We start from the raw sequence: 21,393 nt of genomic DNA, 5'->3' as shown, positions 1-21,393 counted from the left end.
CAGTGGCCGGCGGCAACCGCTTCCGGTACGGGCAGTGGCGCGGCGGACCCGATCCGCTCGCCCCGCCGTACGACGTACGCGCCGCTGTGGACGCGGTCGGCTCGGACGTGCTCGCCGGCGGCAGCCTGCGCGAATCGCTGCGCGAGCTGCTGCGACGCGGCCCGCAAGGGCGCGGCGGGCTCGACGACCTGGCCGCCCGCGCCCGCCGCCTGCGCCGGGAGGCGCTGCGCCGGGGCGACCTCGACGGTGCCGTCACCCGGGCCCGGGCACTGCTCGACCAGGCGCTCGCCGCCGAACGCGACGAGCTGCGCGGCCGCGACGGCGACGACGCCCGGTTCGCCGAGGCCGTGCTCGACAACCTGCCCCGCTCCACCGCCCGCGCGGTGTCGGAGCTCTCCGAGTACGACTGGGTCAGCGCCGAGGCGCGGCAGACGTACCAGCGGATCCTCGACGGGCTGCGCGGCGACGTGCTGGAGCAGCGATTCGCCGGGCTGCGCGACGCGGCCCGGGCCACCGCCGACCCGGCCGTCCAGCGGCAGCTCGCCGAGATGATGCGCGACCTCAACGACCTGCTCGCCCGGCACGCCCGCTCCGAGGACACCACCGACGCGTTCGCCGAGTTCATGCGCCGCCACGGCGAGTTCTTCCCGGAACGCCCCAGGGACGTCGACGAGCTGATCGACGTACTGGCCCGGCGGGCCGCCGCAGGTGAGCGGCTCATGCGGTCGCTGTCGGACCGGCAACGTGAGGAACTCGCCGGGCTGATGCGTCAGTCGCTCGGCGACCGGCTCTCCGGTGAACTGTCCCAGCTCGACGCGCACCTGCGGTCGCTGCGGCCGGACATGAACTGGCAGCGCGGCGAGCGGGTCCGCGGCGACCAGCCCCTCGGCTACGGCGAGGCCACCGGCGCGCTGGATGAGATCGCCGAACTCGACGAGCTGCTGGACTCCCTCGACCAGGACCAGCCCGGCGCCACGCTCGACGACGTCGACGTGGAGGCCGTCGCCCGTACGCTGGGCCGGGACGCCGCCGACGACGTACGCCGGTTGCAGGAGCTGGAGCGCGAACTGCGCCGCCAGGGCTGGGTCACCCGCGACGCGGACGGGCTGACGCTCAGCCCCAAGGCGCTGCGCCGGCTCGCGAGCACTGCGCTGCGGCGCGTCTTCTCCGACCTGACCGCCGGCCCGCGCGGCCAGCACGACCTGCGCACGGCGGGCGCCGCAGGCGAGGTGAGCGGGGCGTCACGCCCCTGGGAGTACGGCGACGAACAGCCGCTGGACGTGGTGCGCACGCTCACCCGGGCGGTGCGACGGGCCGGTCCCGGAGTGCCGGTGCCGCTCGCGGTCGAGGACTTCGAGGTGGTGGAGACCGAACGGCGGGCGTCGGCGGCGGTGGTGCTGTGCGTCGACCTGTCGTACTCGATGATCTCGCAGGGCCGGTGGGGTCCGATGAAGCAGACCGCGCTGGCCCTGTCGCACCTGATGGCGACCCGGTTCCCGCAGGACGCGCTGCAGATCGTCGGCTTCGGCCGGGAGGCGATGCCGCTCACCCAGCAGGAGCTGGCGGCGGTGGAGCCGGACATGCAGCAGGGCACCAACCTCCAGCACGCGCTGCGGATCGCCGGCCGGCACCTGCGCCGCCACCCGGGTGCCGAGCCGGTGGTGCTGGTGGTCACCGACGGCGAGCCGACAGCACACCTGGACCCGGAGGACGGCGAGGCGTACTTCCACTGGCCGCCGCTGCCGGAGACGATCTCGGCGACGATCCGGGAGGTGGACCGGCTGACCCGGTACGGCGCGACGCTCAACCTGTTCATGCTGGGCGACGATCCAGGGCTGCGCCGGTTCGTGGACGCGGTGGCGCGGCGTTCGGGTGGCCGGATGTTCACCCCGGACCTGGACGACCTGGGCGAGTACGTCGTCTCCGACTACCTACGCGCCCGCCACGGCCGCCGCTGAGCTTGCGCCCGCGCGCCTGCGCCCGCGCGTCCTCTCGCCCGCGCTCTCGCGCTCGCGCTCTCGTCGATCTTGGAGTTGTGGTGCCCATGATGCCCGTCTTGCGGCGTTCGCGAGGTGCCACGACTCCAAAATCGGCGGGCCTCTCCTAGAGCCTTGGCGAGTCCTCGCCAGCTCGGGCACAAGAGCCGCCCAGGATCCCCCGGGGCATCCGCGATCTTGCACTTTCGTACCCCGCAAACCGCGCGAATGGGGCACCCGAAGGGCTCGAACCGCAAGATCGCGCAGGTGATCCGGGGTGCCGTCCTCTCGCCCGGGTCGGCCCGCCTGGCTCGGGGGCGATCATGAAGTTGGCGGTGTTTGGTGTCGGGTTTGTCGGCGTCAACTTCATGATCGACGGCGCGGGGGCGGGTGCGTGTGGTGCGATCCGTGCTGACCTGGGCGGGTGTGTCTGGTTCGGGGGTGGTGGGTGGCACTCTGGGGGTGGAATCGCGGGCGGGTGGGTGGCGTTGTAACCGGGTGAACGACCGAGCAAGGCTCGCCCCGCGAGTGGGGTGGCATCTGCAAGGCCTTGGGAATCACCCCGGGGCCGCTGGTCGTTGAGTACGGTTCCGGCGACATGAGCCGCGGGGAATCATCCCGGCCGGCTGGTCGTTGAACACGGTTCCGACGACGTGAACCCCCGCGCCTGCTCTCCGCAGGCGTGTTGAGCCTCCGGGAATGGTGGCGGGTGGCGGGTCGTTGAACATGCTTCCGGCGCCGCGACGAGGCCCCCCTCTGCCCTCGCGAGCAGCCGGATCCCCCGAAGACTTTCTTGAGCGCCTGACGGTGCCCACGCACCCCGGTCCCCCTGCGGGGTGTGTCGACCCCCGAATGGAGCACTTCTGATGAACACGATTCTGCGTAAGAGCATTCTGGGTGTTGCTGGTCTGGCTTTCACCGGTGGCGTGTTCGCCGGTCCGGTGGCTGCGCACGCGGCGGACACCACCCACACCAAGCCGGTCAGTGTGAGCGTGCAGGGTGACAAGCTGATCCCGCACGGTGTGCAGGGTGAGCAGTCGCGTATCGACCTGAACGACGAGCAGACCAAGAACGTGAAGGCGATCATTGCGGCGACGAAGAAGGCCGGTATGGACGAGCGTGCCGCTGTCGTGTCGATCGCCACGGCGTTGCAGGAGTCGAAGCTGGAGAACCTCGGCCACCTCGGTGACCGTAACGACCACGACTCGCAGGGCCTGTTCCAGCAGCGCCCGTCCAGTGGTTGGGGCACGGTGGAGCAGATCACCGACCCCGAGTACTCCACGACGGCGTTCCTGAAGGGTCTGAAGCAGGTCGACGGCTGGCAGGACATGCCGCTGACCAAGGCCGCCCAGACCGTCCAGGTGTCGGCCTACCCGGACCACTACGCCCAGTGGGAGCAGCAGGCCGCCGACCTCGTCGCCCAGCACTGGAACAGCTAAGACGAACAAGCAAGACCAAGCTGAAGGCCGGCACCCCGAACCAACGGGGTGCCGGCCTTCACGCGTCTGGGTGAACCGGGCACGGTAGCCGGGGTGCCCGCAGCGGCTGCGAGGGTTGGATGCGGGGCATGGACGAGGTGGACGCCCCGGCACTGCGGCAGGCGTACGAGGAGTTGTTCGCGGAGATCGACGCGGGCGGGTTCGGGCCGCCGCCCGAAGGTCAGCTGAGCGCCGAGCAGATCGTCGCGCACCTCGCCGCCAACGACGAGCTGATGAGCGAGGCGACCGAGGCGGTGCTGGCCGGCTCGCCGTTCGCGTACTACGACCTGGACACCATCCACCGGCCGCAACTGGACGCGCTCGTCTCCGAGTGCGGCGGGCTGGACGGCCTGGCCGCGCTGTTCCGGGCCACCAGCCAGAAGTTGTGCGCGTTGGCGGAGCGGCTCGGCCCGGCGGCGGAGACGCCGGTGGACACCGTGCTGCGCGAGGGCTTCGACCTGGACGTGGACGACTCGCTGCCCTGGGGCAGGGCGCTGGACCTGCACATCCGCGTGCACCTGCCGCTGCACCTGGCCCAGCTCCGCGCCCTGCGCCGCCAGCCCCACCTCGCCTGACCGGCAGACAACCGATCATGGAGTTGTGGCAGTGGACAACTCCGACATGCCTGGCCTTCCAGGCGCCACAACTCCAAGATCGACGGAAGCGGGCGCGGACGGGACAGCGGGCACGGGCGGGACAGCGTGCGGGGGCGGAGCAGCGGGTGCGGGCGGGGCGGAACGCGGGGCGGGGGACGTCGCAGGGGGCGGGTGGCGGAACGTGCGGCGGTAGGCGGTGGGGGACACGCCTACCCGCGCGTGGAAGTGCTGGCGCAGCGCGGCGGTGGTGCCGAAACCCGCGTCCCGGGCGATCCGGTCGACGTTCAGATCCGTCGTCTCCAGCAGCACCCGGGCGTGCTCGGTGCGCTGCTGGAGCAGCCACTGCGCCGGGCTGAGCCCGGTCTCGGACCGGAAGTGCCTGGTGAACGTACGGACGCTCATCCGCGCGTGCGCCGCCATCTCGCGCAGCGCCACCGGCTCGTGCAGCCGCTGCCGCGCCCACTCGCGGGTGGCCGCTGTGCCGTTGTCAGCGGCGCGGGGTACCGGCCGCTCGATGTACTGGGCCTGCCCACCGTCGCGCCACGGCGGCACCACGCAGCGCCGGGCGGCCCGGTTGGCCACCGCGCTGCCGTGGTCCGTGCGGACGACGTGCAGGCACAGGTCGATTCCGGCGGCCACCCCGGCCGAGGTGAGCACGCGGCCGTCGTCGACGAAGAGCACGTCGGGGTCGAGCCGTACGCCGGGGTGCAGGCGGCGGAAGCGCGACGCGTACGCCCAGTGCGTGGTGGCCGGGCGGCCGTCGAGCAGTCCGGCGGCGGCGAGCACGAACGCGCCGGTGCAGATGGACATGACGCGGGCGCCCCGGTCGTACGCGGCCCGCAGCGCCTGGGCCACCTCGGCGGCAACCGTGCCGTCGTGCAGCGGCGAGCCGGAGTGGATGCCGGGGACGATCACGGTGTCGGCGCGCTCCAGCAGTTCCAGCCCGTGGTCGGGGAGGACCTGGAAGCCGGCGCTGCTGCGTATCGGCAGGCCGCCGGGGGTGCAGGTTGCCACCGCGTACAGCGGGGTGCTGTCGTCGGCGCGGGCGGCGCCGAGGACCTGGGCGGGGGTGCCGAGGTCGAGCGCCACCACGCCGTCGAGGGCGAGGACGGCGACCCGGTGCGGTACGGACATGGCCCGATTATTGCGCACGATGGCTTTCCGGCCACTCGTCGCAGGAACCGCCCGGTCCGAGACTCGATTGGTGACACGATCCCGCCTGCACCCGGCCTGGCTCGTCGCCGCCGTGGCCTTCGTCGCGCTCGTCGGTGCCGCAGGTTTCCGCGCCACCCCGGGCGTGCTGCTGCACCCGCTGCACGCCGAGTTCGGCTGGCCGCTGGCGACCATCTCCGCCGCCGTGTCGGTCAACCTGCTGCTGTACGGCCTCACCGCGCCGTTCGCCGCCGCGCTGATGGACCGGTTCGGCATCCGCCGGGTGGTGGCCGGTGCGTTGGTGCTGGTGGCCGCCGGCAGCGGCCTGACCGTGGGGATGACCGAGAGCTGGCAGCTCCTGCTGTGCTGGGGCGTCCTCGTCGGGCTGGGCACCGGCTCGATGGCGCTGGCGTTCGTGGCGACGGTGACCGGGCGCTGGTTCGTCAAGCGGCGGGGCCTGGTGACGGGTGTGCTCACCGCCGGCGGCGCGGCCGGGCAGCTCGTCTTCCTTCCGCTGCTCGCGGTGCTGGTGCGCGACCACGGCTGGCGCACGGCGGCACTCGTCGTCGCCGGGGCCGCGCTGGCGGTCGTACCCCTTGTGGTGTGGTTGTTGCGGGAGCATCCGGCGGACCTGGGGCGGCCCGCCTACGGCGCGACCGAGGTCGTGCCGCCGGCCCGGCCGGAGGGCGGCGCGGCGGCGCGGGCGGTCGGCGCGCTCGCCGCCGCCGCGCGGACGCGGCCGTTCTGGCTGCTCGCCGGCGGGTTCGCGATCTGCGGCGCGACCACGAACGGCCTGGTCGGTACGCACTTCGTGCCCGCCGCGCACGACCACGGCATGCCGGAGACCACAGCCGCCGGGCTGCTCGCCGTGGTCGGGCTCTTCGACATCGCCGGCTCGATCGCCTCCGGCTGGCTCACCGACCGGGTCGACGCCCGGCTGCTGCTCGGCGCCTACTACGCGTTGCGCGGGGCGTCGCTGCTGGTGCTGCCGAGCCTGTTCGCCGGTACGGCCGAGCCGAGCATGCTCGTCTTCATCGTCTTCTACGGGCTGGACTGGGTGGCGACGGTCCCGCCGACCGTGGCGCTGTGCCGGGAGTGGTTCGGCGCGTCCGGTGCCGTGGTGTTCGGCTGGGTGTTCGCCGCGCACCAGTTCGGCGCCGCGCTGGCGGCCACCGGCGCCGGTCTGGTCCGGGACCGGCTCGGCGACTACGCGCTGGCCTGGTACGTGGCCGGCGCGTTGTCGATCGGCGCGGCCGGGCTGTCGCTGCTGATGCGGCGCCGTGCCGCCGACGAGCCCGCGCTCGCGCTGCCCGTGGCGGCGGGCCGGCGGGCCTGGAGCTACCGCGGCTGACGGGTCGGCGCTACCGGGGCCGGCGGGGCGGCGCCACCGGGGCCGACCGGTCAGCCGGCCGCCCACTGCTGCTCGGGAGCGCCGCTGCACGGCGCCTGCTCCAGCTCGCGGCCGGGCTCGGTGCCCGCGTCGTCGACCTGCGCGCACTTGCCGCTGTGCACTGCCACAAGCAGCGCCGCACCGTCACCGGCCTGCTGGAACCGCCACTGCTGGTTGGCCTGCCCGTTGCACGACCACTGCTGCACGTCGACGCCGTCGTCGGTCTTCGCCTCGTTGACGTCCAGGCACTTGCCGCTCGCCGCGTTGACGAGCAGGTAGGTGTCGTTCGTGACCGGCGTGACCACCCACTGCTGCTCCGGCCCGCCGGTGCAGTCGGCCAGCGCCGCCTGCGCGCCCTCGGCCTCGTCGCCCGTCACGCCGAGGCAGCGTCCGGACGGCACGCCCCGGATCACCTTCGGCGTGGCCACAGGCGCGGCGGGTGTGCTCGGCGCCGCGCTCGGCGAGGGCGACGACGACGGCGTGGGCTCCGCCGTCGGTTCCGCGCTCGGCTCGCTCGGCTCCGCTGTGGGCACTGCCGCCGCCGGCACCACCGGCCGGTCGTCGCCGCCGCCGAGCACGCCGGTGGCGAAGAAGACCCCGAGGAGTACGCCCGCCACGCCGACGCCCAGCGCGATCCGCATCAGCGGGTCCTGGGGCAGCCGGACACCACGGGCGCCACGGGCGCGGCGGGCGCCGTAGACGGTGCCGGACGGGTCGGAGTGCGGGTCGGCCATGGGGGCATAGTGACCCACCGGGGCCGCCGGGTGCCAGTCGCCCCGGCGGCACGGTGACTCAGTCGACGACCCGGACGTCCTTCCAGAACGCCACCCGGTCGCGGACCATCTCCGCGTCCGGCTTGGGATCGGGGTAGTACCAGACGGCGTCCGGGCTGGTGGCGCCGCCGTGTTCGAGCGTGTAGTAGGAGGCCGTGCCCTTCCACGGGCAGACCGTGTGGGTGTCGGACTCCCGGATCAGGTCGTCGCGCAGCGCGGCACGGGGGAAGTAGTGGTTGCCCTCGACCACCACTGTGTCGTCGCTCTCGGCGACGACGAGGTCGTTCCAGACGGCTTTCGGCATGTCCTCCACGCTATGCCGGTGGGCGCGTGCCGGCCACCGCTCAGCGCGTCGGCTCCTCGTCCGTCACGTCGGCCACCGTCGCGCCGAGCGCGGCCAGCGCGGTGTCCGCGTCGACCGCGACGGCGAGGCCGTGCTCGCCCGCGCCGAGCGTGATCTCCCGGCCGCGCAGCCGCTCGTCGGCGACCACCGGCCAGGCGGTGGTGGCGCCGAACGGCGTGATGGTGCCGCGCGCGTACCCGGTGGCGGCCTTCGCCGCCTCGGCGTCGGGCATCGACAGCCGGCTCACCCCGAGCAGGGCGCGCAGCTTCGGCCAGGAGATCACCCGGCCGCCGGGCGTCAGCACGAACAGCAGGTCGCCCTCGCCGCGGCGGACCACGATCGTCTTGACCACGTCGGGCACCTCGACGCCGCGCGCCGCAGCCGCCTCGGCGAGGCTCGCGACCGGGCCGTGGCGGATCACCCGGTACGGCAGGCCGGCGTCGTCGAGTGCGGTGAGCGCGGGATTCGGCATGGCGGTCACGGTAACGCGCGCGTCGTCGGCCGGTCGCGGAATGGCCACCGTGGACATCCCACGAATTGTCGTACCCGAGCGTAAGGTGATCTCATGCACGCTGTCCGTGATCATGAACGGGCGGTGGACACGCTGCGGCGCTCCTACGCCGCGGTGCCCGCCGGGGAACCCGTACGGCTGGCCAAGCAGACCTCGAACCTGTTCCGGCCCCGCTCCGCGCCGCGTACGCCCGGCCTGGACGTGAGCGGCCTGACCGGGGTGCTCGCCGTGGACCCGGCGGCCCGTACCGCCGACGTGCAGGGCATGTGCACCTACGAGGATCTGGTCGACGCGACGCTGCGGCACGGCCTGATGCCGCTGGTGGTGCCGCAGTTGCGCACCATCACGCTGGGCGGGGCGGTGACCGGGCTGGGCATCGAGTCCACCTCCTTCCGCAACGGCCTGCCGCACGAGTCGGTGCTGGAGATGGACGTCCTCACCGGCGCGGGGGAGATCGTCACGACCCGGCCCCGGGGCGAGCACGCCGACCTGCACCGCGCCTTCCCCAACTCGCTGGGCAGCCTCGGCTACGCGACCCGGCTGCGCATCGAGCTGCAACCGATCCGCCGGTACGTGTCACTGCGCAACATCCGGTTCACCCGGCTGGAGGAGCTGGTCGACGCGATCGGCGAGGTGGTCGCCAAAGGCGCCTGGGGCGGTGAGCCGGTCGACGCCATGGACGGGGTGGTGTTCAGCCCCGGCGAGGCGTACCTCGTGCTCGGCACGTTCACCGACGAGGCCGACGACGGCCCGTCCGACTACACCGGCCAGGAGATCTACTACCGCTCGCTGCGCCGGCGCACCCGGGACGCGCTCACCGCGTACGACTATCTCTGGCGCTGGGACACCGACTGGTTCTGGTGTTCGGCGGCGTTCGGGGTGCAGCACCCGGTGGTGCGGCGGCTGTGGCCGCGGCGCTACCGGCGGAGCGACGTCTACCACCGGATCGTGCGGCTGGAGCACCGGCACCAGGTGGCCGCCCGGGTCGACAGGTGGCGGGGTCGCCCGGCCCGGGAGCGGGTGGTGCAGGACGTGGAGGTCCCGCTGGACCGCACGCCCGAGTTCCTGCGCTGGTTCGCCGCGAACGTGGGGATGACGCCGGTGTGGCTGTGCCCGCTGCGGCTGCGGGAACCGTCCGGTCCCGGGTCGGCGAAGGCGTGGCCGCTATATCCGCTCCGACCGGGCGAAACGTATGTGAACATCGGCTTCTGGGGAAGCGTCGCCATCGCGGCGGGCGCCGCCGACGGCGACGTCAACCGCCAGATCGAGCGCATGGTGTCGGAGGTGGGCGGTCACAAGTCGCTCTACTCCGACGCGTACTACGACCGGGGGGAGTTCGACCGCCTCTACGGCGGGGACACCTGGCGTGCCGTGAAGGACCGCTACGACCCGGACCACCGACTCACCGGACTGTACGAGAAGGCGGTATCCCGAGCATGAGTCTGACCGACCGAACACCGGGGGCGGCGAGCGCCCCGGCCGGCCCGCCGGCGGGCGGGCGGCGTACCGGACCCACAGTCGCGGACGTGGTCCGCGCGGTCACCACCGGCGACCTGCCCGTCCGGGTCACCGGCTACGACGGCAGCGAGGTAGGCCCGGCCGACGCCGGGATCACACTGGCGATCCGCACCGAGCGGGGCCTGTCCTACCTGCTCACCGCGCCGGGCGACCTGGGCATGGCCCGGGCCTACGTCAGCGGCGACCTGGCGCTGGAGGGCGTGCACCCGGGCGACCCGTACGAGGCGCTGCGGGTGATCAAGGACGAGGTGCCGCTGCGGATCCCGGCGATGAGCGAGGCGCTCGCGCTGGTCCGGGGCCTGGGCTGGGAACGGCTGCGCCCGCCGCCGCCCCCGCCGCAGGAGGCGGCGCCGCGCTGGCGGCGGCTGATGACCGGCCTGCGTCACTCGCGCATCCGGGACAGCACCGCGATCTCGCACCACTACGACGTGTCGAACGCCTTCTACGAGAAGGTGCTCGGGCCGTCCATGACGTACACCTGCGCGGTCTTCCGCAGCCCCGGCGACACCCTGGAGGAGGCGCAGCGCAACAAGTACGACCTGGTCGCCGGCAAGCTGGCGCTCAAGCCGGGGATGCGGCTGCTGGACGTCGGCTGCGGCTGGGGCGGCATGGTCCGGCACGCGGCCCGCGAGTACGGCGTCAAGGCGCTCGGTGTGACGCTGTCGAAGGCGCAGGCCGACTGGGCGCGGGCCGCGATCGAGCGGGAAGGGCTGAGCGAGCTGGCCGAGGTGCGTCACCTGGACTACCGGGACGCGCCGCGCGAGCAGTTCGACGCGATCTCCTCGATCGGCCTGACCGAGCACATCGGGGTGCGCAACTACCCGGCCTACTTCGGCGCGCTGCGCTCCCGGCTCAAGCCGGGCGGGCGGCTGCTGAACCACTGCATCACCCGGGCCGACAACCGGGCGCCGCACCGCTCCGGCGCGTTCATCGACAGGTACGTCTTCCCGGACGGTGAGCTGGCCGGTCCGGGCCGGCTGATCAGCGAGATCCACGACGCCGGGTTCGAGGTGCACCACGAGGAGAACCTGCGCCAGCACTACGCGCTGACGCTCGCCGGCTGGTGCCGCAACCTGGTCGAGCACTGGGACTTCTGCGTCGGCGAGGTCGGGCCGGGCACCGCGAAGGTGTGGGGGCTCTACATGGCCGGCTCCCGGCTGGCGTTCGAGCGCAACGGCATCCAGTTGCACCACGTGCTCGCCACGCACAACGGCCCGGAAGGGGTGAACGGGTACCCGCTGCGTCCGGACTGGACGCCCTGACGCGACGTACCGACGAAAGGCCGCGCGGACCGCGCGGCCTTTCGTCGAAGCCATTGACAAAGAAGTTTTGTACGTACAAACTGATTTTGCCATGAGAGACGTCCTGTACCTGGAACAGCGCGAGCAGGCCGAAGTCCTGCTCAAGCCGCAGCGCATCGAGGTGCTGCGGCAACTCGCCGAGCCCCGCACCTGCACCGAGGTCGCGGCCCGGCTGGAGCAGACGCCGCAGCGCGTCTACTACCACGTCAAGCAGCTCGTCGCGGCCGGGCTGGCCGAGCAGGTGGCGCAGCGGCAGGTGCGCGGCATCACCGAGGGCATCTACCAGGCCGTCGCCCGGTCGTACTGGCTCTCGCCCCGCCTGGTCGGCCGCATCGGCGGCACCCGCCGGGCCCGCGACGAGCTGAGCCTGGGCTACCTGCTCGACCTCATGGAGGAGGTCCAGGCCGACATCGCCGCGCTCGACCGCACCGCCCCCGAACTGCCGTCCATCGGCGTCTCCGGCGAGATCCGGGTGCCCGCCGAGCGGCGGCAGGAGTTCCTGCACGACCTGCAGACGACGCTGCAGGACCTGTTCACGCGCTACGGCGGCGCCGAGGGAGACGCCTTCAAGCTCGCCGTGGCCTGCTACCCGAAAGGCGACACGCATGACTGAGCCGATGATCATCCGCGCCCGCCTCGCCGCCCCGGTGGCGACCGTCCGCCGGGCCCTGACCGACGCCGCCGAGCTGCGCGTCTGGCTGGCCGAGCACGCCGAGGTCGAGCTGCCCCGGCGGTACGAGTTCTGGGGCCGCTACACGCCCGAGGGCGACGCGCCGCACCAGCGGCTGCTGCACGCCGACGACCGGACGCTGCGCTTCGCGTGGACGCTCGACGGGGTGGAGACCACTACCGAGTTCGAGCTGGAGCCCGACGGCGACGCCACCGTACTCACGCTGCGGCAGAGCCACTTCAGCTTCGAGGAGGCGATGAGCGGCAGCAGCATCCGGGGCGTGCTCCAGACGTTCTGGTACCTGGCGATCGCCAACCTCAACGACCACCTCGACGGTCGGCCGCTGCTGCCGCGTACCGACTTCACCTCCGCCGACCTGCGCGGCGAACTGCTGATCGACGCCCCGATGGACAAGGTGTGGACGTCACTCACCGACTCCGAGCAGGCCGGCGCCTGGTTCGGCTACCCGATCGGCATCGAGCCCTGGGAGGGCGGCCGGTACGCGATGGGCGGCTTCGACGCCGGTGAGGCCGCGAAGGTGTTCGACGTGACGCCGGGGCGGGCGCTGTCCATCGACTGGGGACCGACCGGCGTGACCTCCTGGGAGCTGGACGAGTCCGAGGGCCGGACGAAGCTGACGTTCGTGCAGTCCGGCTTCGACGAGGGCAACCCGCCGTACGGCGCCTGGACCGGCATCGTCTCCGGGCTCGCCGAGCTGCGACGCTTCCACGAGGTGCCGGACTGGAAGCCCATCTGGCTGTAAGGAAGGGCCCCCTCTTAACGCCTCCGGTAGAGGAGGGGGCCCCTTTTAACACGGGCGCTGGCTGGGTAATGCCGGGCGATGTTCTTCATCTTCGGGCTGCGGACCAAGGTCGTCCGGTCCGGCGTCGTCACCGCTGTCTGCCGCAACTGCGGCAACCAGGCCGCCCAGGTGATCACCCGCCGGGTCACCAAGTTCAGCCTCTTCTTCATCCCGCTGATCCCGCTGCGCACCCGGTACGGGCAGCAGTGCACGTTCTGCGGCGCCCAGTACGACATCTCCCGCACCGAGGCCGAGCGCCTCCCGGTCGGCTGACCGGTGACCCGTTTCCTCTGCTGGCTGATCGGCCGGCAGCCCGCCACTCCGATCGCCCCGCCGGTGCACACCGCTGCCCGTCCACCCTGCACGCCCGGGCGCCGGCACCGCCGCCGGCGTCGTCCGGTGGCGGGAGCGCAGTCCCCGCGCTCGCCCTGGAACCGCTCCGCCGACCGCTGACGGGGTGGCCCGACCGCGGCATCGAACCGGAGGACCATCGCGAGCTGCTCGCTCAGTGCTGCACCGGCCACCCGCCGCCCGAGCCGACCTGCTGCGCGTCGTCGAGCCCCTCGACCGGGAATTCCATCGCCGTACCGTGCCGGTGCCCTGGCCGGTCAACGACTGGGAGCGGGGCTGGGGGGGCGACGCCTGAGGGAGATCTGACCGCCGTGTTAAGAAGGGGCCCTTCCTCTACCGGAGGCGTTAACAAGGGGCCCTTCCTTACACTTCATCGGATGGAGGAGCGGCTGGCGCAGATCCGGGGTGGTGGGCCGCCCCGGCGGCACAACGCCCGTACCGTCGCCGCGCTGACCGGCAACCCCGGCTGCACCCGCCGCGCCGTGCTGGACAGCGCGGGCGCGGACAAGCCGGCGCTCGCCGAGCGGCTCGGCTTCCCGGCCCGGTTCGGGCAGTCCCGTTTCGCGATCACCCGGGGCAACGCGTTCGAGGCCCAGGTCAAGGCCGACGGCGGGGCGGAACTGCTGCGCCTGGTCGCGGAGCGGCTCGGCGTACCGGTGCCGGAGGCCGCGACCTGGACCGACCTCGGCGCCGACGACGACCGGCCGGAACGGTCCCGGGCGGCGCTGACCGCGAGCGGCGACGGCCCGGCGCTGTTCGACCACCCGCTGCTCGGCCTGGACGTGGCCGGCACCCGGGTGCACCTGGAACCGGACCTGGTCGCCGCGCGGCTGGCCGGCCGGTTCCACGTCGTGGAGATCAAGTCGTTCCCGGTGATCGACGGGCAGGCCGACCCGGGCAAGGTCGCCGCCGCCGCGATCCAGTCCGCCGTCTACGTGCTGGCGCTGCGCGAGCTGCTCGCCGCCGAGGGACGCGACCCGGAGCTGGTGTCGCACGAGGTGGTGCTGGTCTGCCCGCGCGACTTCGCCAACCAGCCGGTGGCCAGCCTGCTCGACGTGCGCCGGCAACTGCTGGTGCTGCGCCGCCAGCTGGCCCGGATGGCCCGGGTCGAGGAGCTGCTCGCGGCCGTACCGGCCGGCTTCACGGTCGACCCGGCGGCCGATCCGGCCACGCTCGCCGCCGCGCTGCACCAGGTGCCCGCGCGTTACGCACCCGACTGCCTGGCCGCCTGCGAGCTGGCGTACTTCTGCCGGCACGAGGCGCGCGGGCAGACCGGCGCGCTGGGCCGGCCGGTCCGTGAGGCGCTGGGCGGCGTCGAGGACGTCGCCGACGTGCTGGCGCTCGCCGAGGGCGTAACCGCGCCCGAGCCGGAGCAGGCGGAGGCCGCCGCGCTGCTGCGGGCCGCCGCGCGCCTGCGCGCCGACGCCCTCGCCGGACACCCCGCGTGAGTACGCTCCGCGCACTCGCCCGGGCCCAGGCGGTCGCCACCGGGCGGGCCCAGCCGGTCGCCACGGTCCGCCACCTGCACCTGTCCGACCGGCCGCTGGTGCTGGTGCCGCTCGCGCTGGCCGGTGAGGCGAACGCCCCGCTGGCAGCGATGGTCGGCGCCGCGCCCGACGAGGCCCGGCTGCTCGTGGTGCCGCAGCCGCGCAACCGGGACCAGCGGTTCGCGTTCGCCGCCGAGCTGGCCGGGATCGTCCTGCCCTACCTGGACGAGTTCCGCGACCTGACCGAGGCGGTGCCGGTGGACCGGGGCCGCGACGTCCGCCACCGGTACGTCGACGCGCCGCAACTGCTGGTGCCGAACCCGGCCGGGATCACGTTCCTGCGGCTGTTCGGCCGCTCCACCCGGTTCCGCCGTACCGACGGCGACTACCCGGTGCACCAGTCGGTGCCGCTGCTCGGCCGCTGGCTGACGTTCTTCGCCGAGCGCGCCGAGCAGACCGGCTCGTCGGCGTTGCTGGCGCTCACCGAGGCGCTGACGTTGCACTGGGCGACCGGGCAGAGCGTGGTGGAGGACCTGCACCTGCCGGCGGTGCTGGGCTGGCTCGACCCGCCGGCCGGGCTGACCGGCGCCGAGGCGGCGGCCCGTGCCGAGGACCCGGCACACTGCCCGCCGGCCGGTCCGGCCACCGACCCGGACTTCGACAACCGCCGGCTCGCCCCCGCTATCGAGGCGTACACCCGGGCCGAGGACGACCCGGCGGCCCGCGCGGCCGCGTACGACGAGCTCGCCGGCCTGCTGCGCGACCAGCTCGCGCCCACCTGGGAGCTGATGTGGCGCGGCGTCGGGCTGTTGCGGGCGCTGCCGGCCGGCGCGCGGGTGGCGGGCCGGTGGGCCGGTGACCGGGACGCGTTCACCGCGCACGCCGAGCACGTCGACGCCGGGGGCGGCCCGCAGCCGCGGCGCGACGGCGCGGTGGCGGCGGCGCTGCGGTTGCAGCGGCTGGAACGGGCGTCGACCGCGTGGGCGGTGCAGCGCGCCTACGACGATCCGCTGGTGATGGCCGAGCACCGGCTGTCCGGTGAGGCGTTCGTCGGCGAGGTGACGCTCGCCGACCCGGCGCGGGTGGACGACTCCGGCAAGCGGCCGGTGCTGCGCCCGCGCATCCAGGTGGTCACCACCGAGCCGGTGCCGATGCCGGTGGGCGCGACGCTGTATTCCCCGGCCCGCCCGGCGCAGAAGGCGAAGGTCGTGTTCGTGACGCCCGGCGCCGACGGCAAGACCGAGGTGGTGCTGGAACTGTCCGGCGGGATGGGCCGGGGGCTGACCGCGCCTCCCGGCAGCGTGCCCGAGGTGGGCGAGCGGATCTGCCTGACCAGCTTGTCCGACGGCTTCCTGCCGGGCGGCGCGTTCCCGGCGCCGGAGGAGACGCCGTGGACGCACGGCGGGCCGCCCGGCACGGCCGTCGCGCCGCAGGACCCGGCCCCGGCGGAGGACTGGTCCTGACCCGCGCGGCTCAGCCCAGGGCGGCGAGAGCCGTCCGCGCCTCGGCCGCCGTCGGCCGGTCCGGGTCCGCTGCGAGCAGCGCCTCCAGGCTCCGGCGGTACGCGACGTCGCGCGCCCCGTCGGCCGGGCTCGCCAGGTCCGGGGTGACGCCGCAGCCCTCCCAGTTGGTGCCGCTCGCCGCGTGCACGGGCCGGGCCACCGGCACCGTCAGTTCCAGGTGCGGGTGCAGCCGGTGCCCGACGCGGGGATGCGCGCCGCCCCGGGTGGGCTCACCGACCACTGTGGCCCGGCCGAACTGCTGAAGGTCGTACGCCAGTTCCTCGCCGCCGGAGAACGTCGCCGGACCGGTGAGCACGTGGACCGGCTTCTCCGGCGCGTAGCGGGGGACCGGCAGCCAGGCGGCACTCCAGAACTGGCGGGTGGCGCCGGAGCGCTCGTGCATGGTGTGCAGGTGCGTCGGCTCGGCGAAGAACCAGCCGCAGAGCAGCGCCACCCCGTCCGGGCTGCCGCCCTCGGTGCGGCGCAGGTCGAGCAGGAGCGCGTCGGTGCCGGCGAGCAGCCGCAGCGCGGCGGTCAGCGCGTCGCCGGCCAGGTCGGGCGGGAACACGTACGGCTGGATCTCCAGCAGCCCGACGTTTCCCGGCAGCCGTTGCACCCGGGTCGCGCCGCCCATGCCGAGCGCGGCGAGGCGCGCGAAGTGTTCCCCGGTCGGGTCGTCGGCCTCGTCGGACAGCGGCTGGTCGTGGTGCTTGAGCCGCAGGTGCAGGTCGCGGTTCGCCGACTGGAGGTCGGCGGTGACGAGCGCGCCGAGTGTGGCGGGGTCGCCCGCCCCGGCGTACGCCCCGGCGCGCAGGCGCTCGCGTAGGTGGCCGGCGACCCGGTCGGCGACGTCGGGCAGGACGTACTCGTCGGCCACCAGGGCGGCGGCCCGTTCGACGATGGCGGTGATCTGGTCCGGATCCATCGAGTCCCCGTTCTCGCGGTGGGGGAGAAGTAGAGCAGCCGGTTGACAAAGCGTCAAGAGAACTAGACGCTTTCGCGGTGACCGACGATCCGCTGGAGATCCGCGACCCGGCCCAGTTCAAGGCGCTGGCCCACCCGTTCCGGCACCGGCTGCTGTTCGCGCTCGGAGCCGGTCCCGCCACGCTCAGCCAGCTCGCCGCCCGTCTCGGCGCGGCGAAGGGCACGGTGGCCCACCATCTCGCGGTGCTGACCGAGGCCGGCATGGTCCGCCCGGCGCACAGCCGTCAGGTCCGGGGCGGCACCGAGCGCTACCACGAACGCACGTTCCGCCGGCTCGTCGGCGCCGACACCGACGCGGGCGCCACCGCTGCGCTGCTGGGCGCGTACGCCGAGGAACTCGCCGGTGACCCCGACCCGCTCGTGCACCTGCGACACCTGCGGCTCACGCCGGCCCAGGCCCGGCGCCTGCGGTCCACGCTGGACGAACTGGTCGGCGAGGCCGAGGAGGCGCCGCCGGGGCAGCCGCGCTACGGCGTGCTGGTCTCCCTCTACCGGCACCCGCCTGCGGTCCGCTGACCGACAGTCGTCGACTCTGGCGGCAGTCCCCGGCGCTGGCTAGGCTTGCGCCGTCCGTCGTCCGGTCCTCGTCGTCGAGGGTGCACGTCTGGAAGAGAGCCGGAGCGCATCGTTGTATCCCAGCACGACGTGAGCCTCGCCGTCGCGGCGCCGGCCCGTCATCCGCTCGTCGGCCGTGTCGGACTTGTCGCGGCCGCTGTCGTCGTACTCGGGGAGATGGCCTGGCTGGCCGCCCGTCTGCCGGGCGCGGCGCTGGTGAGCGACCTCGGCGCGATGGCGGTGTCGAGCTGGGCGGCAGTGCTCTGCGCCGGCGCGGCGCGACGTCAGCCGGCCGTGTTGCGCCGGTTCTGGGAACTGCTCGCCGCCACCATGGCCCTCGCCGCGCTCGGCCGTGCGGTGTGGACGGTGGAACGGCTCGGCGGGCTCGGCCTGCCCCACACGCCGCTGGTGGGGGGCCTGTTCGCCGCCGGCATCGTCACCGGCACCGCCGCGCTGCTCTGCTCCCGCACCGGCCCGCGCAGCGTGATCGGCCGGGCCCGCACCCTGCTCGACGGGGTCATCGTCGGGCTGGCCCTCATCCCGATCGGCTGGGTGGTGGTGTTCCACCGGATCACCGACGCCGAGCTGGCCGACCCGATGCGGACGTTCGGGCTGCTCTACCCGATGTTCGACCTGATGCAGCTCACCATCCTCGTGGCGGTCGCCGGTCCGGGCCGGCCGATGTGGCGGGCGCTCACGGTGATCGGTGCGGGCCTGGCGATCCGGTCCGGCGCGGACGCCGTCTACGTCTCCCTGGTCGCGCGCGGCGACTACACGCCGGGGCACCCGGTCGACGTCTGCTGGCCGCTGAGCTACCTGCTGGTCGGCCTGGCCACCCGCTATCCGCCGCCGAACGACGGGGAGGGCGAGGACGACGTGGTCGACTCGCCGCTGCCGCCGTGGTGGCGGGTCGCGCTGCCGTACCTGCCGGTGGGCGGTGCGATCGTCGCGGTCCTGCTGTCGCGGCAACCCAGCGGGCAGACCCCGCAGGTCGTCTTCGTCGGCATGATGGGCCTGCTCGGGGTGCTGGCGCTGCGCCAGGGGCTGGCCGCGAACGAGAACCTGCGGCTGGTCGGGCGGCTGCGCCGGCTCGCGTACTCCGACCAGCTCACCGGCCTGCCCAACCGGCTGACGTTCGTCCGGCGGCTGCGGCGGGCGTTGCGCGGGGGTGGGCCGGTCGCCGTGGTGCTGCTCGACCTGGACGGCTTCAAGCAGGTGAACGACAGGTTCGGGCACGCCGCCGGGGACCGGCTGCTGACCACTACCGCGGAGCGCATGCGGGACGCGGTCGGCCCGGACGGGATGATCGCCCGTCTCGGCGGCGACGAGTTCGCAGTGCTCGTCGCAGGGGAGCGCCCGGTGTCACCCGAAGGGCTCGCGGTCCGGCTGCTGGCAGCCCTGGAACCGCTGCCCGGCGAGGAGGATCTCGGCGTCCACCCGTCGGCGAGCATCGGCATCGCCGAGTACGGGCCGCAGCACACTTCGCACACCGACCTGCTCCGGGACGCCGACATCGCCATGTACGCGGCGAAGGCGGCGGGCAAGGCCGCGTACCGGACGTGCACGCCGGAGCTGCGCGAGTCGGCGGTCAGCCGGGCCGAACTGATCGCCGACCTGCGCCGCGCGGTGGACGAGGGCCAGTTGCTGATGGAGTTCCAGCCCATCGTCGACCTGGACACCGGCACGGTACGCAGCGCCGAGGCGCTGGTGCGCTGGCGGCATCCCCGGCTGGGTGTGCTGACCCCGGCGCGGTTCCTGCCGCTGGCCGAGGAGACCGGGCTGATCGTGGCCATCGACAGGTGGGTCATCCACGAGGCGTGCCGGGCCGCGGCCACCTGGCGCGAGCACGCGCCGGACGTGACTGTGGCGGTGAACATCGCCGCCGCCCACCTGTGCCGGCCGGACCTGATCGCGACTGTCACCGGCGCGGTCGGCGCGGCCGGCCTGCCGCCCCGCGCGCTCACCCTGGAACTGACCGAGTCGGCGCTGATCGAGGGCAGCGAGTCGGTGCTCGACCGGCTGTCCCAGCTGCGCGACCTCGGCATCCGCATCGCCATCGACGACTTCGGCACCGGGTACTCCTCGCTGAGCTACCTGCACCGTATCCCGGCCACCGAGCTGAAGATCGACAGGTCGTTCGTGTCCCGGCTGGACGCCGGCGACGCCCGCGCGTACGCCACCGTCGAGATGGTGAACCGGCTGGCCGGCGCGTTCGACCTGGCCGTGGTGGCCGAGGGTGTGGAGACTGTCGCGCAGCACGCGGCGGTCACCGCGATCGGCTGCCGGCAGGGCCAGGGCTGGCGGTACGGCCGTCCGGCCGCCCTGCCGGACCTGCTCCCCGCGCTGTCCGGGGCCGGCGCCGAGCGCTGACCGGCCCGGGTCCACGGGGGCCGAAGGTCCCGGACGGGACAGGGGATTCGACCCTGCTCACCGGCGGTCCGGCACCGCCATGATGGTTCTCGTCAACAAGACGAACACACCCTCCACACGGGAGTTTGATATGAAGCGACGGACGCTCGATCTGCTGTTCAGCATCGGTGGGCTGGGCCTGGCGGTCCTGCTGCTCGTCGTCGGCGTCGTCCTGACGACGAACGCCAACTTCGCCAACGACTACGTACGCGACCAGCTCGGCGCGCAGCACATCACCTTCACCCCGGCGGACAAGCTGTCGGACGAGGAGAAGAAGTCGGACTGCCTGCGCGAGTACGCCGGCCAGAAGATGACCACCGGCAAGCAGGCCGAGTGCTACGCCAACGAGTACATCGGCCTGCACCTGAAGAACATGGCCGGTGGCAAGACCTACGCCGACCTGGGCGAGCCGCAGAGCGCGCTGCGGGAGCAGGTGGCCCAGGCCGAGCAGAGCAACGCCGCCAACCTGGCCGACCTCCAGAAGCAGCTCGCCGAGGTGAGCGCCCAGCGGGAGACCGTGTTCAAGGGCGAGACGCTGCGCGGCCTGCTGCTCACCTCGTACGGCTTCAGCGAGTTCGGCCGCAAGGCCGAGCAGGGCGCCCTGGCCCTGTACCTCGGCGCGGGCCTGCTCCTGCTGCTCTCGATCGCCGGTCTGGTGCACGCCTTCCGCACCCCGGCCAACGCGACCTTCGCCGCTCCCGAGAAGGAGAAGGTCACCAACTGACCGCACCGACGACGCCCCCGGCCGATCCTGGTCGGGGGCGTCGTGCTGTCCGGCTTGACCCTCACGCAGCGGGAGGCGGGAGTCTTGGTCGCGGAAGGGAGGGAACCATGCCGTACACGGTGGGACAGGTGGCGCGGGCGGCCCGGGTGACGGTCCGGACGCTGCACCACTACGACGAGATCGGGCTGCTGCGGCCCAGCGGGCGCACGCCGGCGGGCTACCGCCGCTACGACGAGGCCGACCTGGACCGGTTGCAGCTCATCCGGTACTACCGCGAGCTGGGGTTCCCGCTGGAGGAGATCGCCGAGATCCTGGACGATCCGGACGCCGACCCGGTGGCGCACCTGCGCCGGCAGCACGAGCTGCTGTCCGGGCGGATCGGGAAGCTCCAGGAGATGGTCGCGGCGATCGAACACGCGATGGAGGCGAGGACGTTGGGGATCCAGTTGACGCCGGAGGAGCGGTTCGAGGTGTTCGGTGACTTCGACCCGGACGAGCACGCCGAGGAGGCGGAGCAGCGCTGGGGCGGCACCGAGGCGTACCGGCAGTCGCAGGAGCGCGCGGGCCGCTACTCGAAGGAGGACTGGCTGCGCAACAAGGCGGAGAACGAGGACTGGGGGCGGCGGTTCGTCGCGCTGATGGACTCGGGCGCGCCGGCTGACGGCCCGGAGGCGATGGCGCTGGCCGAGGAGCACCGGCAGCTCATAACCAAGTGGTGGTACGACTGCTCGTACGAGATCCACACCGGCCTGGCCGACATGTACGTGGCGGATCCGCGGTTCACCGCGTACTTCGAGACGCTGCGGCCCGGGATGGCCGCGTACCTGAACGAGGCGATCCACGCCAACGCGATCACCCGGTCCTGACCGGG

21 protein-coding genes are annotated in these 21,393 nt (G+C 73.5%); 16 read left to right on the top strand and 5 right to left on the bottom strand.

Annotated features, from left to right (window positions below):
• Positions 1 to 2 precede the first annotated feature (2 nt).
• From FB455_RS25040 to FB455_RS25030, 3 genes are all read left to right on the top strand, one after another.
• The gene (locus FB455_RS25040; RefSeq protein ID WP_145755078.1) at positions 3 to 1,958 is read left to right on the top strand and encodes a VWA domain-containing protein; all 1,956 of its coding nucleotides are present in this window, start codon (positions 3 to 5) and stop codon (positions 1,956 to 1,958) included.
• 884 nt (positions 1,959 to 2,842) lie between these two features.
• Positions 2,843 to 3,415 (top strand): hypothetical protein, encoded by a 573-nt coding sequence (locus FB455_RS25035; protein WP_145755077.1) that lies wholly within the window; start codon positions 2,843 to 2,845, stop codon positions 3,413 to 3,415.
• 119 nt (positions 3,416 to 3,534) lie between these two features.
• On the top strand, positions 3,535 to 4,029 hold the full coding sequence (locus tag FB455_RS25030) for a hypothetical protein (RefSeq protein WP_013284249.1): 495 nt from the start codon (positions 3,535 to 3,537) through the stop codon (positions 4,027 to 4,029).
• 15 nt (positions 4,030 to 4,044) lie between these two features.
• On the opposite strand, the gene FB455_RS25025 is transcribed toward FB455_RS25030, so the two are convergent.
• Positions 4,045 to 5,184, bottom strand: a complete 1,140-nt coding sequence (locus tag FB455_RS25025; protein WP_176921697.1) for a GlxA family transcriptional regulator — start codon at positions 5,182 to 5,184, stop codon at positions 4,045 to 4,047.
• A 70-nt stretch (positions 5,185 to 5,254) separates the two neighbouring features.
• Between FB455_RS25025 and FB455_RS25020 the strand changes: the two genes are divergently transcribed.
• Complete coding sequence (locus FB455_RS25020; RefSeq protein WP_013284251.1) at positions 5,255 to 6,553, top strand: MFS transporter; 1,299 nt, start codon at positions 5,255 to 5,257, stop codon at positions 6,551 to 6,553.
• Between the two features lie 50 nt (positions 6,554 to 6,603).
• On the opposite strand, the gene FB455_RS25015 is transcribed toward FB455_RS25020, so the two are convergent.
• Genes FB455_RS25015 through FB455_RS25005 form a run of 3 tightly spaced genes read right to left on the bottom strand, consistent with a single transcriptional unit; the run spans position 6,604 to position 8,180 of the window.
• Positions 6,604 to 7,326 (bottom strand): RICIN domain-containing protein, encoded by a 723-nt coding sequence (locus FB455_RS25015; protein WP_013284252.1) that lies wholly within the window; start codon positions 7,324 to 7,326, stop codon positions 6,604 to 6,606.
• 58 nt (positions 7,327 to 7,384) lie between these two features.
• Positions 7,385 to 7,669, bottom strand: a complete 285-nt coding sequence (locus tag FB455_RS25010; RefSeq protein ID WP_013284253.1) for a DUF427 domain-containing protein — start codon at positions 7,667 to 7,669, stop codon at positions 7,385 to 7,387.
• A 40-nt stretch (positions 7,670 to 7,709) separates the two neighbouring features.
• Positions 7,710 to 8,180 carry an aminoacyl-tRNA deacylase gene (locus tag FB455_RS25005; RefSeq protein WP_114921202.1) on the bottom strand — a complete coding sequence of 157 codons (471 nt, stop codon included), beginning with the start codon at positions 8,178 to 8,180 and terminating at the stop codon, positions 7,710 to 7,712.
• A 93-nt stretch (positions 8,181 to 8,273) separates the two neighbouring features.
• On the opposite strand from FB455_RS25005, the gene FB455_RS25000 reads away from it, so the two are divergent.
• The 8 genes from FB455_RS25000 to FB455_RS24970 all read left to right on the top strand — a co-directional run bounded on the left by FB455_RS25000 (position 8,274) and on the right by FB455_RS24970 (position 15,811).
• The gene (locus tag FB455_RS25000) at positions 8,274 to 9,659 is read left to right on the top strand and encodes an FAD-binding oxidoreductase (RefSeq protein ID WP_013474151.1); all 1,386 of its coding nucleotides are present in this window, start codon (positions 8,274 to 8,276) and stop codon (positions 9,657 to 9,659) included.
• On the top strand, positions 9,656 to 10,999 hold the full coding sequence (locus tag FB455_RS24995) for a class I SAM-dependent methyltransferase (RefSeq protein WP_145755076.1): 1,344 nt from the start codon (positions 9,656 to 9,658) through the stop codon (positions 10,997 to 10,999). Before FB455_RS25000 ends, FB455_RS24995 begins: the two co-directional genes overlap by 4 nt.
• A 91-nt stretch (positions 11,000 to 11,090) precedes the next feature.
• Positions 11,091 to 11,651: a winged helix-turn-helix domain-containing protein gene (locus FB455_RS24990; RefSeq protein WP_013284257.1), complete on the top strand. Its 561-nt coding sequence runs from the start codon at positions 11,091 to 11,093 to the stop codon at positions 11,649 to 11,651.
• Complete coding sequence (locus FB455_RS24985) at positions 11,644 to 12,471, top strand: SRPBCC family protein (RefSeq protein WP_145755075.1); 828 nt, start codon at positions 11,644 to 11,646, stop codon at positions 12,469 to 12,471. Before FB455_RS24990 ends, FB455_RS24985 begins: the two co-directional genes overlap by 8 nt.
• Before the next feature lie 78 nt (positions 12,472 to 12,549).
• On the top strand, positions 12,550 to 12,783 hold the full coding sequence (locus FB455_RS24980; protein WP_145755074.1) for a zinc-ribbon domain-containing protein: 234 nt from the start codon (positions 12,550 to 12,552) through the stop codon (positions 12,781 to 12,783).
• A 235-nt stretch (positions 12,784 to 13,018) separates the two neighbouring features.
• A complete protein-coding gene (locus tag FB455_RS34385) occupies positions 13,019 to 13,156 on the top strand; it encodes a hypothetical protein (RefSeq protein WP_186466434.1) in 138 nt (45 codons plus the stop codon).
• An 82-nt stretch (positions 13,157 to 13,238) separates the two neighbouring features.
• Positions 13,239 to 14,309, top strand: a complete 1,071-nt coding sequence (locus tag FB455_RS24975) for a hypothetical protein (protein ID WP_013474154.1) — start codon at positions 13,239 to 13,241, stop codon at positions 14,307 to 14,309.
• Entirely contained in the window at positions 14,306 to 15,811 is a 1,506-nt protein-coding gene (locus FB455_RS24970; RefSeq protein ID WP_145755073.1) for a hypothetical protein, read from the top strand. Before FB455_RS24975 ends, FB455_RS24970 begins: the two co-directional genes overlap by 4 nt.
• Positions 15,812 to 15,821: 10 nt before the next feature.
• Here FB455_RS24970 and FB455_RS24965 read toward each other — a convergent pair whose 3' ends face one another.
• Complete coding sequence (locus tag FB455_RS24965; RefSeq protein WP_145755072.1) at positions 15,822 to 16,775, bottom strand: S41 family peptidase; 954 nt, start codon at positions 16,773 to 16,775, stop codon at positions 15,822 to 15,824.
• A 77-nt stretch (positions 16,776 to 16,852) separates the two neighbouring features.
• On the opposite strand from FB455_RS24965, the gene FB455_RS24960 reads away from it, so the two are divergent.
• From FB455_RS24960 to FB455_RS24945, 4 genes are all read left to right on the top strand, one after another.
• Positions 16,853 to 17,350, top strand: a complete 498-nt coding sequence (locus FB455_RS24960; RefSeq protein WP_013284263.1) for an ArsR/SmtB family transcription factor — start codon at positions 16,853 to 16,855, stop codon at positions 17,348 to 17,350.
• A gap of 129 nt (positions 17,351 to 17,479) precedes the next feature.
• The gene (locus tag FB455_RS24955) at positions 17,480 to 19,759 is read left to right on the top strand and encodes a putative bifunctional diguanylate cyclase/phosphodiesterase (protein ID WP_225319768.1); all 2,280 of its coding nucleotides are present in this window, start codon (positions 17,480 to 17,482) and stop codon (positions 19,757 to 19,759) included.
• A gap of 130 nt (positions 19,760 to 19,889) precedes the next feature.
• On the top strand, positions 19,890 to 20,522 hold the full coding sequence (locus tag FB455_RS24950) for a hypothetical protein (RefSeq protein WP_013284265.1): 633 nt from the start codon (positions 19,890 to 19,892) through the stop codon (positions 20,520 to 20,522).
• A gap of 107 nt (positions 20,523 to 20,629) precedes the next feature.
• On the top strand, positions 20,630 to 21,388 hold the full coding sequence (locus FB455_RS24945) for a MerR family transcriptional regulator (RefSeq protein WP_013474157.1): 759 nt from the start codon (positions 20,630 to 20,632) through the stop codon (positions 21,386 to 21,388).
• The last annotated feature ends 5 nt before the right edge of the window (positions 21,389 to 21,393 follow it).

The sequence above is a fragment of the Micromonospora sp. CNZ296 genome (assembly GCF_007827635.1).
The sequence above is the reverse complement of the archived record's forward strand: the minus strand, read 5'-3'. Positions and strand labels throughout refer to the sequence as shown.